The sequence below is a fragment of the Paenibacillus sp. USHLN196 genome, assembly GCF_037144955.1.
GTDB lineage: Bacteria > Bacillota > Bacilli > Paenibacillales > Paenibacillaceae > Paenibacillus > Paenibacillus xylanexedens_C.
This window is the reverse complement of sequence record NZ_JBBCYH010000003.1, coordinates 443,392-459,808: the sequence shown is the minus strand read 5'-3', so window position 1 is coordinate 459,808 and position 16,417 is coordinate 443,392. Positions and strand designations below refer to the sequence as shown.

At 45.0% G+C, this 16,417-nt stretch carries 16 protein-coding genes; 2 read left to right on the top strand and 14 right to left on the bottom strand.

What is annotated here, in order from left to right; translation table 11 throughout:
- Positions 1 to 101: 101 nt before the first annotated feature.
- The 6 genes from WFI24_RS08775 to WFI24_RS08750 all read right to left on the bottom strand — a co-directional run bounded on the left by WFI24_RS08775 (position 102) and on the right by WFI24_RS08750 (position 5,338).
- Positions 102 to 539 (bottom strand): alpha/beta hydrolase, encoded by a 438-nt coding sequence (locus tag WFI24_RS08775; protein WP_336759965.1) that lies wholly within the window; start codon positions 537 to 539, stop codon positions 102 to 104.
- Positions 540 to 817: 278 nt separating this feature from the next.
- The gene (locus tag WFI24_RS08770) at positions 818 to 1,822 is read right to left on the bottom strand and encodes an alpha/beta fold hydrolase (RefSeq protein WP_336759964.1); all 1,005 of its coding nucleotides are present in this window, start codon (positions 1,820 to 1,822) and stop codon (positions 818 to 820) included.
- 216 nt (positions 1,823 to 2,038) lie between these two features.
- Complete coding sequence (locus WFI24_RS08765) at positions 2,039 to 3,409, bottom strand: sensor histidine kinase (RefSeq protein WP_336759963.1); 1,371 nt, start codon at positions 3,407 to 3,409, stop codon at positions 2,039 to 2,041.
- Positions 3,406 to 4,080, bottom strand: coding sequence for a response regulator transcription factor (locus WFI24_RS08760; protein WP_336759962.1), 675 nt, complete (start codon positions 4,078 to 4,080; stop codon positions 3,406 to 3,408). The genes WFI24_RS08765 and WFI24_RS08760 overlap by 4 nt, the downstream gene beginning before the upstream one ends.
- A 73-nt stretch (positions 4,081 to 4,153) precedes the next feature.
- Entirely contained in the window at positions 4,154 to 4,687 is a 534-nt protein-coding gene (locus WFI24_RS08755; protein WP_336759961.1) for a GNAT family N-acetyltransferase, read from the bottom strand.
- Between the two features lie 45 nt (positions 4,688 to 4,732).
- On the bottom strand, positions 4,733 to 5,338 hold the full coding sequence (locus tag WFI24_RS08750) for a TetR/AcrR family transcriptional regulator (RefSeq protein WP_336759960.1): 606 nt from the start codon (positions 5,336 to 5,338) through the stop codon (positions 4,733 to 4,735).
- 281 nt (positions 5,339 to 5,619) lie between these two features.
- On the opposite strand from WFI24_RS08750, the gene WFI24_RS08745 reads away from it, so the two are divergent.
- Positions 5,620 to 7,059, top strand: a complete 1,440-nt coding sequence (locus tag WFI24_RS08745) for a DHA2 family efflux MFS transporter permease subunit (protein WP_336760276.1) — start codon at positions 5,620 to 5,622, stop codon at positions 7,057 to 7,059.
- 101 nt (positions 7,060 to 7,160) lie between these two features.
- On the opposite strand, the gene WFI24_RS08740 is transcribed toward WFI24_RS08745, so the two are convergent.
- The 3 genes from WFI24_RS08740 to WFI24_RS08730 form a co-directional block, all read right to left on the bottom strand.
- Entirely contained in the window at positions 7,161 to 8,393 is a 1,233-nt protein-coding gene (locus WFI24_RS08740; protein ID WP_336759959.1) for a cytochrome P450, read from the bottom strand.
- Positions 8,394 to 8,606: 213 nt separating this feature from the next.
- Positions 8,607 to 8,894, bottom strand: a complete 288-nt coding sequence (locus tag WFI24_RS08735; RefSeq protein ID WP_336759958.1) for a hypothetical protein — start codon at positions 8,892 to 8,894, stop codon at positions 8,607 to 8,609.
- The gene (locus tag WFI24_RS08730; RefSeq protein WP_336759957.1) at positions 8,891 to 10,033 is read right to left on the bottom strand and encodes an NAD(P)/FAD-dependent oxidoreductase; all 1,143 of its coding nucleotides are present in this window, start codon (positions 10,031 to 10,033) and stop codon (positions 8,891 to 8,893) included. The genes WFI24_RS08735 and WFI24_RS08730 overlap by 4 nt, the downstream gene beginning before the upstream one ends.
- A 294-nt stretch (positions 10,034 to 10,327) precedes the next feature.
- On the opposite strand from WFI24_RS08730, the gene WFI24_RS08725 reads away from it, so the two are divergent.
- Positions 10,328 to 11,143 (top strand): AraC family transcriptional regulator, encoded by an 816-nt coding sequence (locus WFI24_RS08725; RefSeq protein ID WP_336759956.1) that lies wholly within the window; start codon positions 10,328 to 10,330, stop codon positions 11,141 to 11,143.
- On the opposite strand, the gene WFI24_RS08720 is transcribed toward WFI24_RS08725, so the two are convergent.
- The 5 genes from WFI24_RS08720 to WFI24_RS08700 form a co-directional block, all read right to left on the bottom strand.
- Entirely contained in the window at positions 11,140 to 11,781 is a 642-nt protein-coding gene (locus WFI24_RS08720) for an HAD family hydrolase (RefSeq protein WP_336759955.1), read from the bottom strand. The two genes, WFI24_RS08725 and WFI24_RS08720, sit on opposite strands and share 4 nt — an antisense overlap.
- Before the next feature lie 39 nt (positions 11,782 to 11,820).
- A complete protein-coding gene (locus WFI24_RS08715; protein WP_336759954.1) occupies positions 11,821 to 12,414 on the bottom strand; it encodes a DUF1349 domain-containing protein in 594 nt (197 codons plus the stop codon).
- Positions 12,415 to 12,680: 266 nt separating this feature from the next.
- Positions 12,681 to 13,925, bottom strand: a complete 1,245-nt coding sequence (locus WFI24_RS08710) for an MFS transporter (protein ID WP_221819467.1) — start codon at positions 13,923 to 13,925, stop codon at positions 12,681 to 12,683.
- Between the two features lie 92 nt (positions 13,926 to 14,017).
- Positions 14,018 to 15,049: a zinc-dependent alcohol dehydrogenase gene (locus WFI24_RS08705; RefSeq protein ID WP_017688645.1), complete on the bottom strand. Its 1,032-nt coding sequence runs from the start codon at positions 15,047 to 15,049 to the stop codon at positions 14,018 to 14,020.
- 42 nt (positions 15,050 to 15,091) lie between these two features.
- Positions 15,092 to 16,399 carry an aminotransferase class III-fold pyridoxal phosphate-dependent enzyme gene (locus WFI24_RS08700; protein WP_336759953.1) on the bottom strand — a complete coding sequence of 436 codons (1,308 nt, stop codon included), beginning with the start codon at positions 16,397 to 16,399 and terminating at the stop codon, positions 15,092 to 15,094.
- Positions 16,400 to 16,417 lie beyond the last annotated feature (18 nt).

Here is a 16,417-nt window from a genome sequence, read left to right as displayed (position 1 = left end):
TTCTTTCAGTTGCTTGTTAAAGAAATCGAGTACATATTGATTTACGATGTTTGATCCTCTTTACCATTGATATCTCCTGTGATCCCGGACAGTTTAATCAGCTACGAATAGAATTGAAGATCGGTGAAATTGAAGTGCTGGGTTCCTTCTACATAAATCACATTTCCCCCATGGCTGATAACATTTTTCATAATGTGCAGCTCATCTGAAAGAGATTTAGTTACTTCATCATCCGAATTTCTATCCATTTCAAAGTTGGCTAACCAGTCTTCAAAACTTCCTGATCGGATGAACATAAACGGCTTGTTTATAACATCTCTATTTTCCACTTCATATAGTGACCCATCCATATTAACCCCGGCCTTGATTCTCTGATCTAAATATGTTGTATTAAACGCGGTTGCACCCCCAAAAGAATGCCCCATCGCGCCGATGTGATCTAGATCGATTTTTCCTTTAAACTGACTTTCGATTGCACCTGAATTCAGCTTTTCGATTTGATCGATTACAAACTCCACGTCACGCTTGTTGTTATTCATGTTCTCAGAGGGAAGATAAACTATATTTCAAGAACTTCCCTATTTTAAGATTTACCATCTTCTCGGAATGTCTGAATAAAACGATGATTATGAATAGAGCCATCATGATATATACCACAAGCAACTGCCATCTATATCCCTCAACCAGCAATTGAACTACGAGTATAACGCTACTTCCTATTCCCAAACCCCAGCCTGTTTTCTTTGCACTTCTTGTAATAAATAGCAGATCTACGAGTAAAGCGAAACAGACAGAACTAAAAGTATTTCAAATAATCTCAATTGAATTCCTCTCTCTCATCACGGATCATAAATGCTCTGACACCTTCAGCAATTTCTTTGGCATGGGAACGATACAAATAATGATTTGCTTCCAGCAGCACCACTTCACCACGCTTTGAATTCTCTATTAACTTCTTGTGTTCGGGAACCCAATTGTCTGCTGCCGGATGATTCTTTTGAACAAAGAAAAGAACCGGAAGATGAACAGGGAACGTTAGTTGTTCAGCTGCTTTAAAGTTGGAATGCATACTTTCTGCCTCATTTAATTGCGTGGTATTATACATATTTTTGCGGATCAGAATGTTCAATTGTTCTTTCGTTTGCTCATCATAAGGCAGTCCATCATATGGGTCAGCACTCAGTTTCAGTTGCACTCGGGCGAAACCCAAGTTGCGGAACCATTTAATCGGTCGTGTATCTGAAGAATCAATCTTCTGTTCGCTTAATGCTGGAACACTGCTATCCAACCCGACAAAAGTACTTACTTCATTTGCATATTTGTTCACATAATCCAGGCTATAGATTCCCGAAATGGAATGACCCATCAGGATATAGCGATCAATATGTAGGCTCTGTAACGCTTCATGAATTTCACTGACGATATTTGCTGTACTGCGTTCCTTTTCGGTCTGATCGCTCAATCCGTAACCAAAAGGCTCCACCACAACGACTTTATAGTATGGAGATAATTCTGAGATCAGTGGCTTAAAATCAAGCGCTGGTGCCGCTGTTCCAAAACCAGGCAGAAGTACAATCGTTTCCTCACCTTCGCCTTGAATGAACACATTCATATTTTTTCCGTCTACGGATACATGTTGACCATACGGCTCCATTCTTTTTTGCTCCGAATAACTGCTGATTTTATTGACGATATATACGATAGCTACAAAAAGTAGGATTGCTATAATGATTGCGCATAGTACTTTAAACAGAGTGCTTAACACTTTCTTGATTTTGCTTTTACTCTCTACTTCTTTGTCTGCTTGTTGTTTCACATTCATCTGCTCCTATCCTCACCTGTATATTGGCCTAGCAGTCTTCTTAAGAAATCCTAATCAACAAAGATGTACTCCCCATGACCGGAATATGAACGGAGCATGAACAAGCAAAAAAAATGCCGTATGTAACATACAAGGAAGCTTGCATGTTACACATGACATGAACATTCGGTCTAGATAATCCGATAGATATTCAATTCATTGGCCTATGCTGAGAGCCTAAGTATCAGTTGGTGGATGAAACGGCAACGTGATAATAAAGGTCGTACCTTGACCAGGTTCGCTTTCCACTCGGATTTCACCCTGATGTAGGGATACGATCTGTTTAACGATCGCAAGTCCCATACCACTCCCGTCATATTTACGACTGTGGGAACGATCTGCCTTGAAAAAGCGCTCGAATATACGCTTCTGGTCTTCAAGGGGAATACCAATACCCGTGTCGGATATTCGGACAATCACAGTTTTAATATCCTCTTCGATACCGACTTTAATCATGCCGCCATCCTTGGAAAATTTGATGCTATTTCCGAGGATGTTCGTCCATACTTGATTTAACTGATCATGATCAGCCGTTATCTTAACATTCTCTAAATCAAGCTCAAAATGAATGTTGCGACCAGACCATTGCGGTTGAAGCGCCACAATGACCCGCCTGATCTGTTCATCAAGGCTTAAGGAGCTCAGCCGCAGTTGCTGTGACTGCGATTCAAGCAAACTCAGCTTGAGCAGGCTATCGCTCATTTTGGACATTCGTTTTGCTTCAGAGATGATAATATCCAGGTAACGGTTTCGCTCTTGTTCTGAGAGGTTTACTTGCTTCAGTGCAGAAGCGTAACCGGATATCGAGGTGAGCGGAGACTGAACCTCGTGCGACACATTCGTAACGAATTCCCTGCGCATCTGCTCCAACTGCTTCAGATCATGCATCATTTCTTCAAAGCTGCGGGCCAACGTACCAATCTCAGTCGTTTGCTTAATGTTCAGCTTGACGTTGAAATCTCCAGCTGCAATCCGTTTGGTCGCTTGGGTCAATTTCTTGATCGGCCTCACCAGATATATAGAAGCAACCAGAATCAACAAGCTTCCTGCAATCAACGAACAGCTTGCGAAGATTAAGCCCCACTTAATCACAAAAGAGGTTGAAGGCGGTGAGAGTGTCTCCAAAAACATCGCTTTCGTTTCCATCTCCGTTTTCAACGGTATCCCTATGAACCCTGTAGCAATCCTATTCGATGTGGCTTGAACAACGCCCCCATCTAACACTTTCTTTAGTTGCTCGCTCGTTACTGTAGCAGATTTATGTCCGTTAAGTTTTCCGTAACTCTTGAACTCACCCGAAGCTTCGTAAATTCGAATATGATAGGAGCTGAGCTGCTTCATTCCACTTACGTACAAGTCCGCCTCACGCTCTGGTAGGGCCTTATAGATCTGCAAAACGTCTTGGCCAAAGTTGCGTAAGTTAATTTGCGCGTTTTCGTTCAATTTTTCTTCGAATATCCAAGTAGACACAAAAAATGAAATGACCGTGCCTGCGATGACTGACACCAGAAAGGTCAGGACCACACGAATATATATGGATCGGATCATTCATAGACCTCAAGTCTGTACCCTAGCCCACGCACCGTTTCAATCCGAAAATCAGGTGTAGTCGCGAATCGTTCGCGCAGGCGTTTAATATGTACGTCTATTGTTCGATCATCTCCAGCGTAATCAATACCCCATATCTGATCGATCAATTGCTCACGTGTATAGACTTGTCCTGGTGTTCCAGCAAGCTTATACAGCAATTCGAACTCCTTAAGTGGTAACGTAAGCGACTCTGTGCCTCTCATCACCTTATACGTCTGGCGGTCCAGAATGACTTTGCCAAACTGGATTGTGTGAGTGGAGCCAATTTTGTATCGTTTCAGTAATGCTCGGACACGAGCGGTCAGCTCCAATGGATCAAACGGTTTGGTCAAATAATCATCCGTACCCAGTTCGAATCCTTTCACCTTCTCCCACGTCTCTCCTCTCGCCGTCAGCATGAGTAACGGAAGGTCGGGATTGGCTCTTCGGAGTTCTTTACACAGTGCCCAGCCATCCATGACAGGCATCATAATATCAAGGACAACCAGATCCACTGGAGTTTCGCCATATATAGTGAGAGCTTCTTTACCATCCCCAGCTTCCACTGTGGTGAATCCATCGTTTTTGAGAAATAGACAGACGAGTTCACGAATGTTCGCATCGTCGTCTGCAACGAGTATAGTAGCCATAGTTTTTTTCTGTCCTCTCCGTTACGTTTAAATATATAGTTCAACTGATATAGTAAATAGTAAAACATCTTGCTTATCGTATATCTACGGCAAACATCGTATGTTCTTTCAACGTTCCCTGGATTGGCACAGGCTGCGACCCATTCTCCTTGAATCCTGCTTTTTGAAGGACACGGATGGAGCCTGTATTATCGGGCACAGCGCCAGCTTCGATTCGAGTAATTTCAGTTTCGTGTTTGGCAAATTCCAGTACACATTGCAGTGCTTCGCTCATATATCCTTTTCCTTGATGAAGAGTATCCGTCACATAACCAACGATCCATTTTGAGGTAGAATCCAGTATGATCTCGAACAAAGAAATCTCACCGACGAGTTCATCCGTTGTATGTAGAAAAATACCAAAAGAATAGCGATTTCCTTCTTCTCTTTTCTTGTTCCAGCTCTCAATGAGTGACCTTTGCCCCTCCAAGCTATAGAAAGACTCATCCCGATTACTCGCTGAGATTCTTTCAATTTCCGCACGGTTGCGAACCTGTAGATCCAGAAGCAATGAGGCATCTTCCACATTCCAAAATCTCACATAGATACGTTCTGCACTATATTTCATTACATTATTCCTCCTCTACTAACCTTAGGTGCAATTGTAGCATGATTATATCAGGTCATTATAAGAGTACGAGCGAATCAACGAGAATTGTTTAGCCAGGAAATGCGGTGAATAAGGCATATCATAGCGCAGCCAGGAAACAATGGTCCCAATCAGGGCGGAAGAACCGTACCATATTGCGATTTCCTTGTGAATGCCGGACTCTTCCAGTTCATTCTCCATCTCCACCCGATCAATCTTGGCTTTGACCAGCGTACTCAACAATTTGAGCAGTCGTTCGGTAAAGATGGGTGTGCGCTTCGTGGCAAGTACCACCTGATAGAACGATGCGTTGTCTGCAAAATGCTCCAGCAACTTGACCAGAACAGGCCAAGCCTCTTCCGTTCTCTGTTTCTCAAAATGAGGGGCATATTCATCCACGATCCGTTCAATATGCTCGATCATCTCGTCAGCCATCTTCTCCATCATATCTGTAATATCCCGATAATGCAGATAGAAGGTTACCCGATTGATCGTCGCTCGTTCAGCAATTTTGTTGACTGACAACTTCTCAATATCCATTTCCTGCAGTAATTCAACAAATGCACCCCGGATTAACTGACGAGTTCGCAAAATCCTTGGGTCCACGGCCGATTTCTTCTCGTCTTTCACATGTATTCCTCCTTTAAATTTTAAACATTACAATTTTAAACGATAAGTCGTTTATTTTTGATTTACACAACAAATTTATTTTTTTTGTAAAATAAACAACGAAAACCATTCATAACGTAAATTGTAATCTGTCCGAATATGTATATAATTTAATAAATACAATGTAAACTATACAACACGTTGTAAATTTAGTCACGTGTGGATTGAAAGGATGAAAAGGATTGAGTCAGGTTAGAGTACAAGATGAATTATCCGTAAAGAAAGGCCCGATCCTGTTTATCATGATTTTGGGAGCCTTCCTTGCAACGTTGAATCAAACGATCATGAGTGTCGCTACACCGGAGCTGATGGGTGATTTTAACATCTCCGCCGCCACAGCACAATGGTTAACGACAGGTTACATGTTGGTGAACGGGGTGCTTATCCCCATCACGGCCTACTTCATGCAACGCTTTTCAACCAAACAATTATTCCAAGCTTCCATGTTTATTTTCCTGATTGGTACCATCGTATCCGCTCTTGCAAATAACTTTGGCACATTGCTGACAGGGCGTATGATTCAGGCAGCGGGTGCCGGCATTATCATGCCGCTCTTAATGCACGTTATTTTGACCTTGTTTGCCCCTGAAAAACGAGGATCTGCGATGGGTATGGTTGGCTTTGCCATCATTTTTGCCCCTGCAATCGGGCCTACCCTTGCTGGTTATATCCTCGAGAACTACTCTTGGCAAACAATGTTCTACGGCATGATTCCATTAACTCTTATTGTCATTGCTTTTGCATTTGTATACCTGAAGAATGTATCCGAACGGGTCAACACAAAGTTCGACACAATCAGTGTGGTGCTCTCCACGATCGGATTTGGCGCATTACTCTATGGTTTCAGCAGAGCAGGAAGTCTGGGATGGTCAAGTGCAGAAGTTCTTATCTGCATTGCGGCAGGAATTGTTGCTCTTGCCCTGTTTACATGGCGTCAACTCGCTTCTGAAACTCCCCTGCTTGATCTGCGGGCTTTCAAGTACAACATGTTCTCCCTGACAACGGTCATCAGTATCGCGATTACAATGATCATGTATGCTGACATGATGTTACTTCCCCTGTATCTCCAGAACGCACGTGGTTACACTGCGCTGGAGTCCGGATTATTACTACTGCCGGGTGCCCTTGTCATGGGCTTCCTAATGCCAGTAGCCGGAAAATTATTTGACCGATTTGGAGCGAAATGGCTCGCTGTTATCGGGATGGTGATCACCATCGTGACGACAATTGGTTTCATCGACTTAACGGATTCAACCAGTTATGGTTACCTGGTATTAATGTCTACCGGCCGCCGAATTGGTATGGCTCTGCTCATGATGCCGATTCAAACTGCGGGGCTTAACCAACTGCCACCAAGACTTGGTGCACACGGTACAGCTATCTCCAACACCGTCAGACAAGTGGCTGGTGCTGTAGGTACTTCATTGCTCGTAAGTGTCATGACCTCCCGAACAACGGCACACGTACAGGATATGATGGCGACTGGTGCAGCCAATGGTCTCAGTCAACAACAGCTTGCTACAGAATCCATGATCCAGGGTATCAATGATGCTTATGTTGTTATCATCGGTATCGCTGTTGTGGGATTGGTCCTTTCCTTCTTTATCAAACGTACCAAACAAGCGAAAGAGGAAGAAATCAAACAGGTGGTAAGACAAAAAGTTTCCATGAATTCAAATTAAGGTGTCCAGCCTCATACTTGCTTGCATAACAAAGCGGCAGATCAAGACGTATACGTCTGATCTGCCGCTTTTTAGGTTGTGTCCCGTATGAACCTTTCCCTCTACCCAACGATCTTCACTGGCAGATGGGTCAACGACTGCCCCGGAGCTGAAGTGGCCAGATTATTCTCCAGATCAAAGGACTCCACCGGTTCAATCCGAGCAATCTTCTTCACAAATGCTGTCAAGGCAATGCTGAGTTCCATTCTTGCCAGCGGGGCACCCAGACAAAAGTGTGGGCCATTGCCAAAGGTAAGATGTTTTTTGTTATTACGACGATGAATGTTTAACTCAAACGGGTCTTCAAACATCTGCTCATCCATATTGGCTGCACTCATCCAGGAGATGACAACATCGCCTTTTTTCAAATCCACTCCGAGCAGTTGGTTATCCTGCTTTACTGTCCGATGTCGCTTGGCATTGTGGAACCGATAACGGAGCATTTCTTCGACTGCGAGCGGAACCAACTCGGGATTCTGTCTTAGTTGATCATACAAGCTGGGGTCATCATACAGGAATGAATAGAATGTATTTGAAACCATATGGCTGGTTGTCTCAATTCCAGCTCCGAGCAACAGCATGGTTGTGCGAACAACCTCATCCTCCGTGAACTTCTCACCTTCAACATCAACGTTCAACAGGTCGGTAATGATATCCTCACCAGGGTGGGTCCGTTTATGAACTACAATGGGGTACAGGAATTGATAATACTCTTGCGCTGCAGTCTGTTTTTTCAGTTCACTCTCTTCAGCAGTCTTCGGATTGGTGGGCTGAAACAGAATATCTACCCAGTTCTTGAATCGATGGCTGTCTGTGAGAGGGATGCCGAGCAGGTCCGCCATCACCATGGAAGGCAGCGGAGCAGCTAATGCTTGTACGATATCAATGGTCGTATTTGGCTCAATATCTGCTACCAGTTGCTCTGCAATGTTGCGAATTCGTGGCTCCCAGTTCTTCAGACTACGTGGTGTAAAAGCAGCGGATAACAATGAACGACTTTTTTGATGACGGGGAGGATCGATACTTGAGATGTTTAATTTGTCCGGAGGTGTACCTTCGTTGTTCTTCGCCCCAACCGCAATGGTTGTCCGTGTTCCCTCGGCTGAAAAATATTCATGATTGCTCAGGACCTGCTTCACATCATCGTATCTGAACACATTCCAGGTGTCTGTATCTTCGTGATAGTACACAGGATGCTCGGACAACATTTTTCGAAACCAGTGAAGTGGAAAAAACTCTTCAGATCTGGACTGGAAGCCTGTAATGTCCTCAACGCGTATCACTTCTTTGTACATTTGGAATCCACCTCTCAGCATCGTTTTGTGATTGGTTACTTGGTACCTGAATTGACAGTTCAGCACCTGATTCCATTTTATACCACCCGTTCATTTATTGATATGATTCATTTGAACCACATCAGAAAAACCCCTTATTTAAAGGGGTTTTTCTTTTATACGAATCGTATATTATTACTATCACCGTTTCAGAGTATAGGTGATATGAACCAATTAGTCGCCAAGTTTCGCCAATGATTCCTGTAGCTGCTCCAGTTGTGCAGAAAGGTTTTCAATCAAGTTCTGCGTTTGGCTCGACTTTTCCATTAAGGCTTGCTCATCCGAGTCATCTTTCGTTGCATTTCCAATGGATGATAAATTGAGATGCGCCAATTCGCGTTCGTATTTTTCGCGTTCCTCCAAGGCTATTTGCAGTTCTTCTTTCGTCATACCAATCTGATGTTCCAGGTATACAATATCGGACGAGTTCGCTCCCTCGGATAAACGTTGTGAATATGTCATGGTTCACCTCTTTCAATTTCATCCATTGCTTTGCCAATATGGTAGGGCTCAATATCGATATCCAGCTCCATGCCAAGAACCAATTTGGCCAGTTGACTCCCGATAAAAGGCCCCATGGTTAAGCCAGAGGCCCCAAGTCCATTTGCTGTAATCAGGCCTTGCCAGCCAGGGACAGCGCCCATTACAGGCAGAAAGCCAGGTGTGAAGGGACGGAATCCAACTCTTACTTCCTGAACTGTGCTATTGGCTAGCCCTGGTGCCAGTTCCAGACCTTTATTCAAAACTTCCTGCATGCCCCCTGCAGTTACTCTTGTGTCATAACCTTCCACATCATTTTCATGAGTTGCACCAATCACGATCTTCTGTTGATCAAAGGCCAGCAGATATTGGTCGGAAGGTGGCATGATCACAGGCCAACGGCCTGTATCCTCCCCACCCGTGACATGTAGATGCATAATTTGTGCCTTTTGATAGTGCACTTTAAAGTGTATGCCGAGTGGTTTCAGCAGTGAATTGGCCCAAGCACCTGCACAGACAATGACTTCATCTGCCAGGAAACTGTGATCATGAACACTCACACCAATGACCCGATCCGCTTCGAATTGAAGCGTAGCATCTCCATGAATCAGCGTAGCGCCATTTCGCTGTGCAGACCGGATCAAGGCATCGCGCAGCGCTCTTCCGTCTATACGTGCAGCACCGCTGATATATACCGATCGATAACGTTCATCCAGTAGAGGAAATCGCTCACGGGTTTCTTTTTCATCCAGAATTGTAATGTCGCCAATCTCCGGTGCATCTGCTTTTCGAAGGTGTGCCCGTTCTTCCATCTTGTTGATTTTATCCATATCCGTATGAATGCTGAGCGCACCCACTTGAGCATAACCGGTTTCCGTTTCTCCTTCACCTTCAAGCTCCGCTATGATGCCAGGATAGAACCCCGCACCTGCCTTGGCAAGCTGATACCAATCCTGATTGCGTCGCTGTGACAGCCATGGACAGATGATCCCAGCAGCTGCATCCGTCGCCTGTCCCATATCTTTTCGATCTATGATGATTACCTCTGCGCCCCGTTTGGCTAATTGATAGGCTGTTGATGCCCCCAGAATACCCGATCCGACTACGATGACTTTCTTCATGTTTTGCATTCCTTTCCTTAATCACTCATTCATTATAGCGTATACCGTTTCGCATGAAGTTGGCAAGGCAGGCGTACCTTTAGATTCATTACCAGAGAATGATCAGGCCACGGTTCACACTCATCCATCCCAAACAGAATTGTTGGAGCATTTCTTGAAAACGTTTTATTATCGATAGTCAATCAATTAAAATAATTCCATTTATGTAATATAATTCTTTCTAGGTTTCTTTTAACGCTGTAACCACGCCACTTACGCACATGATCCTTTAACGAAAAGAGGAATAACACGACGATGCCGAAACCTAGCATGGGGAATCCACTGGATACCGAAATGCCGCTCATGATTACAGGGCAAAACCAGTTGACCGTTGATGAATTGATGAATTGGAGCGACCATTCACGGGATTACAGCATTGTACAGTGCATCGGAGGAACAGGGCGAATCGCAGCAAAGAATCATGAGTTTTCGATCAAAAAAGGGACCGCTCTCATTTTGTTCCCGGAGGTAACGTACCGTTACCACAATCTGAGTGATTCATTACGATTTGATTGTCTGTCTTTCAATGGCTATTTATTGCCACGTTTCTTGCATTCCTTGCAGATCGGGGAGCTGCGCGCCTTCAAGCCGGATGGAATGCTTCATATCCTGTTGCATGAAATTACGTTGGCGCTGCAGTCCCGGCACAAGGATCAGATCTGGCACGTATCTGCGTTACTGTACATGCTTTTGGTCAGATTAACCATTGAAGGTGAACGCTATAGTGCTTACGAACGTTCTGATGCCCGATTAAGATTGGATGAACTTATTACTTTTATCAAACAGAATTATCATCAAGATATTTCTCTCCCCATGTTGGCCGAGCAGATGGACGTTACCGAGCAGCATCTCAATCGCATATTCAAAAAAGAATTTCAAATGACTCCACTGGAATATCTGACGCGATATCGGTTGTTGAAAGCCAAGGAAATGCTCATTGAGAATGGTGCCACCACGGCTCATGAAATAGCCAAAGCGGTTGGTTTCAACAGTGCCAGTTACTTTGGATCGGTGTTCAAAAAATACGAAGGGATCTCCCCTATCGAGCTACGCAAGCAATACCTGGATTAAAGAACCTCCACATTGATCTCGGCCAGCGAGGATAACCGCAGTTCATGCATGGCGAATTCCAGACCTCGCGTTACCTCGTTCGGCACGATGATACAACGAATACCTGCTGCATTGGCTGCCTTCAGTCCGTTAGGCGAGTCTTCGAACACAATCGCTTCGGAAGCCTCGATTCCAAGACTTTGGAGAGCAAGAAGGTACAGTTCAGGATCAGGTTTGACTCGCTTCACATCCTCAGAAGTATGAACGACTGTGAAATAGTCGAAAATGCCTAACTTCTGCAAGTAACCATGTACCCAGTCCCGGGTAGAACTGGAAGCAACCGCAAGCTGAATTCCCTTTTCCCTGGCAGTCTGCAGCAATTCATATACCCCTGGAAGAATGGCAGCTTGTCCCAAATAAGCTTCGTATTTCTGTTCAGAGAGCAGTTTGATATGATCATGATCTATCTTTTTTTGGAGCGTCTGCTCCAGATATAGAAACGGATGAAACTCCTCAAAGGATGTCCCCACATTTTTCGACCACAACTCCAGACCCAGTTCGAGTCCGTGCTCTTCATATATATCCCGAAACGCATAGTACCAAGGCGTCTCCGTATCCACAATGAGTCCATCAAAATCAAATATAAATGCTTTTACCATGAATCTATTCTCCCTCCAATGGTTGGCCGGGGGAGCGAATTAGAAGCGTGCGGTCAAGTCCGGATGGGTGACGTTCACAGATACAAAGTGACACGAACAGCCCGTTCCCGTTGGCGACTGTGCAACTAATCCAGCTCGTAGTTCCCCCTTGATCGGCATGCCGAAATATCGAATTAGTTTCCACTCATCTCCATCAGGTGAATAAAAGAATGATATGCAGTCCTCTACTTTGCGTATACGCAGGTAGGGATTAGGAACGGAGACTTCAACTGAATTGCAATCATCGGATGAACCATCACGTGTCACCACGGACACGATGGTAGGCACTTTTCCATCATATTCAAAACAAATTTTGCACCAGTTACGATCATCAGCCATCACCATCAGACAACCGGAATCATATTGATTTTTCATATCCACCGTCAACTGGGTTGTGATTTCAAAGTCTCCAGGCACAGGCATGGATAAGAACGGTGCAGTTGCACGAATGTGTTTCCCTGCTGGATCTTGAAAAAAGTCTGTATCCGCCTGTGCTTCCACCAACACACCTCCCTGATCCGTATAGGACCAGGTCTCAGGCTCGTTCATCCAACTCCATTGCTTCCGTGCTTCTGTTGTCATTACGTTAGTCATTTGTTAGCAGCCTCCCAAGTTAAAATATGTTTTAGAGGTTGTTCAAAAAGTCCGCTTTTGATTACGAATGATGCCTGGCGGCATCATCAGCATCGAATATGGCCTTCAGCCGAAATGTCCGTTGCTCACGTAGTTTTCCTACGCTCCGCTACTCCATTTCTAGCTTCATCCCATCTTCTCGGTACTGAAAACCGCTCTTTTTGAACACGCACTTTTAGTTTTTTTCTGTACTACATATTCGCTCAATATACATAAAACCCCTTCTTCTACATATTTTTGTAAGGTTCCAGCACTTGGGAGTGCTTCTGGGGATCAGGCAGGAATAACATAATGACCATCAGCACGACGTACAGACCAAGAATGACACTGAACAACAGCGTTGGATTGTGATGGTAGAGCAAGCCGGTCAGGTAACCGGATGGAATGGCTGTAAGCGTCATGACTGTCTGCACGGCCGAGAACATATCAGCCTTCTCATGCGTACCCAATCGGTTCATCAGCAGGGAATCCCGGTATGTCTGCAGAATGAAGTTACCCGCAGCGAGCACGATTAGCGTGAGAAACAACATCGCGATATTCCCCACAGGGATCAATAGAAATAGAATGGCTCCTGCCGTACTGAGTACGATGGAAAAACCAACATACTTTTCTTCCGAACGCCGTTTCAGTCGCGGAATGATCACCAGATAGAGCAGCATAACGGTTACTGCGGTCACAACCGGAATAAACGAAATGACACGGTCATCAAACTTCAACTGTTCCTTGAAGAAAATGACCTGGAAGAAATTCAGCTGCAAGATCAGATTGGATAATACTGTAATCAAAATGATCGGAAAAAGTCTTCGTTTGTAGAATGACTTGCCGAACAGGCGCAGACTTGAACCCAAACTTTGAAGGACGCGGGTTTTGCTATGCAACCCCATAAGCTCCTTGCCGACCTCGGTCTCATCCGTATATCGGTTACGAATGAAAAACATGGCAGTCATCAGGATGCCCCCGACAAAGTAAATGCTGGCGAGTGTAGGCACAATACCATAATCAGCAATGACTACCCCGGCAATAGGTGTTAATACCCCGGCTCCTGTAATGATCATGTTGAGAATGGCAAACACCTTCGATCGTTTGTGTTCCTCCACATCCTCTATGATCAGACAGTTAAAGGCGACCGTCACAAACTTGGATGTTGCGTTAAGTAAGTATGCGATCAGAAACAGCCAGAAGTTCTGAGAGAAGGCCCAGATGAACATGGGAACACTCCAGGCAAGCAGATCAAAGATCAGCGTTGTTCGTTTGCGCCCCAGCTTATTTGTAATGGAACCGGCAAACAATTGAAAGATAAAGGCAAAATAAAGATTCACCGAATTAATTAAACCGATTTCAATATCCGAAAGTCCGGCTTCCTTCATATATAAAGGAGCATAAAAGAGAACGATCGTGCCCGGAATGGCCCATACCGGTTCAAGTAAAATGGAGTACCGTGGATTCTTCGGCAAATCTTGAAGCAGTTTCAATCGATATCCCTTCCTTCTGCGGTTTTCACCGCTGCGAATTCCATCTTTTCGCAGCGGCAAACCCGCTAATGTCTACATGCTTAAAGTACGTCTTATAGGATAAGAGCTGTTTTGACCGAATTCATCGGCAACTTCTCTCCAGTATGCATGTCATAACCAATCGTTCCATTAAAGGCCTGTTCATAATCACTCAGCAGTTCCTTGGCTGTCACCATCTGTTCCAGTTCCGGGATGCTTTGGGCAAATTTCAGTGCCGTACTGATCATCGAGTGATTAGCAACTGCACCGATGATACTAATGCCATCATTAATCACGGCTGTTGATTTGAACGTCACCTCATAGCTGTCGTCATATCCCATAGGAATAATTTTGCCGCCTTTGGCAATCAGCTCAAACCCTACATGAAGCTGATTACCAACCGCGTCCACTACAATATCAAACTTTTTGTTATTATTGATCTCGTATACTTTATCCAGTGTCAGATCCTGAGGATAAAACACATGATCCGCGATCCCTGAAGCGAACTCTTTGCGGTATGGATCAACTTCCGTGCCTACAGTAAGCCTTGCCAATCGTTTGCTCACAAGCTGACACAGGGAACCGATTGCACCTGAACCGAGGACCAGTACGGAGTCACTTGGCTTAGTTCCTGCTTTCATGAACGTCTGAAGTACACACCCCAGTGGTTCGATCATCATGGCCGTTTCCCAGCTCATGGAATCCGGGATGGCATAGATATATTTCTCATCACCAACAAAATACTCAGCGAAGGTTCCGTGCGTGGTCATCCCTACTTGATAGTCATCAAAATTCTCGCAGTAGATGAACAGACCTTCGCGGCAATAAGAGCAGGTACCGCAAGATTGCGTGGGATCAACCAATACTCGATCACCGATCTTGAAACCACGAACTTCGTCGCCCACCTCAACCACTGTGCCCACACCTTCATGACCAATGATCGTTCCTTTATTCGCAGGCACTTTGCCTTTGACAATATTCAGGTCTGTCCCGCAGATGCCGGAACCATAGATTTTAATTTTTACCTGGTTTGGCTTTTGAATGGTTGGCTCCTCAATCTCCTGGTAAGTCACCTGTTTGAGATCCTGATATACGAGTGCTTTCATTGAATAATTCCTCCTAGTCGATTGTCGATTATGATCTATGGATTAAGCTTCAAACGTTTTCGAAAGTTGCATGGAATGAAGATGTTCCTGCTTCTGAATCTCTTTCCAGTCTGACAGGATCTGCAACAGAGCTTCCTCAACCCACAACAACTCTTCACGTGTATGAGCATCGGAGAAAATAAAGTAACCTTTGGTGAAAATGCCGAAATGAGCCATCTTCTTCACCATGAACTCGCGGAAAGGGTCCGTTTGGAAGTTATCTTCAGCCAAGGATTGAATGCAGAAGCTTGCATACGTTCCCTTCACTTCCAATTGATCCGTCAATCCCAGTAACACAAGTTCAGATTCCAGACGATCCATGATCCGGGTTGCCGGATCACGCCAAGTCGGCCATACTTTCGCATTCTTCATTAGTCGTTCACAGGCAATGGCTGCCGCGAGCGCTGTCGTTTCGCTGGAATGGGCATTGCTGAATCTGACTTGTCCTGACAAGGACATCAGATGCTGAGGTCCCATAACTGCTGCGAGAGGTAAACCGTTTGCCATACCTTTCGAGATGCAAAGCAGATCAGGCCAGATATCATATTCTCCTGCTGTAGCCTGCTTGCCCATCCGAATACCGGAAGTTACCTCATCGAATATGATAATGATGTCCAGGGACCGGCACAGGGTTACCACTTCCCCCAGCGCTTCCTTTTTCCACTCATTGGGACATAGAACTATACATGCGATATCCTCGGGAGATGAGGTAATCTGGGCCTCAATTCGCTCTGCTGTCGGCTTGTTCACCCAGATCGTTGAACGCTCGATATCTACCGGGATGCCACGTTCTTTCGTCTGGCCGCCATAATAACCATAGGCGGACCAATCGTGCCACCCGTGATAAGCTGTCGCAATAACCTTGCTTTTTCCACTTGCAGCGCGGGCTAGACGTACAGCCCCACTCACTGCATCGGCACCACTTTTGGTGAAGCGCAGTGACGGATAGCGCCCCTCGAACCGCTCCAGAATCAACTCTGCACATTCAAGTTCGATGTCGGCCGGAATCGAAAAGCTTGTCCCTTTTTTCAGCTGGTGAATGACAGTGAGTTGGACTTCATGTCTAGCATGACCCCATGGTGCCGTACCCATGGCCATCTCACAATCCAACCATTCATTGCCGTCAATATCTGTGAATCGGGAATTGTAAGCCTCTGCACAACACACGGGTGTATGTCCCGGGAATAAACGTTCAGGTGCTTTGGCTAAAGTGCTGCATCCGCTCGGAATTACCTTTTCGACTTGTTCCAACCACTCCAGATTACGGGTAAATCGTACGGCACGATCCAGCGTGCTCTCTTTTTCTTTCACCTTAAGTACCTCCCTGTT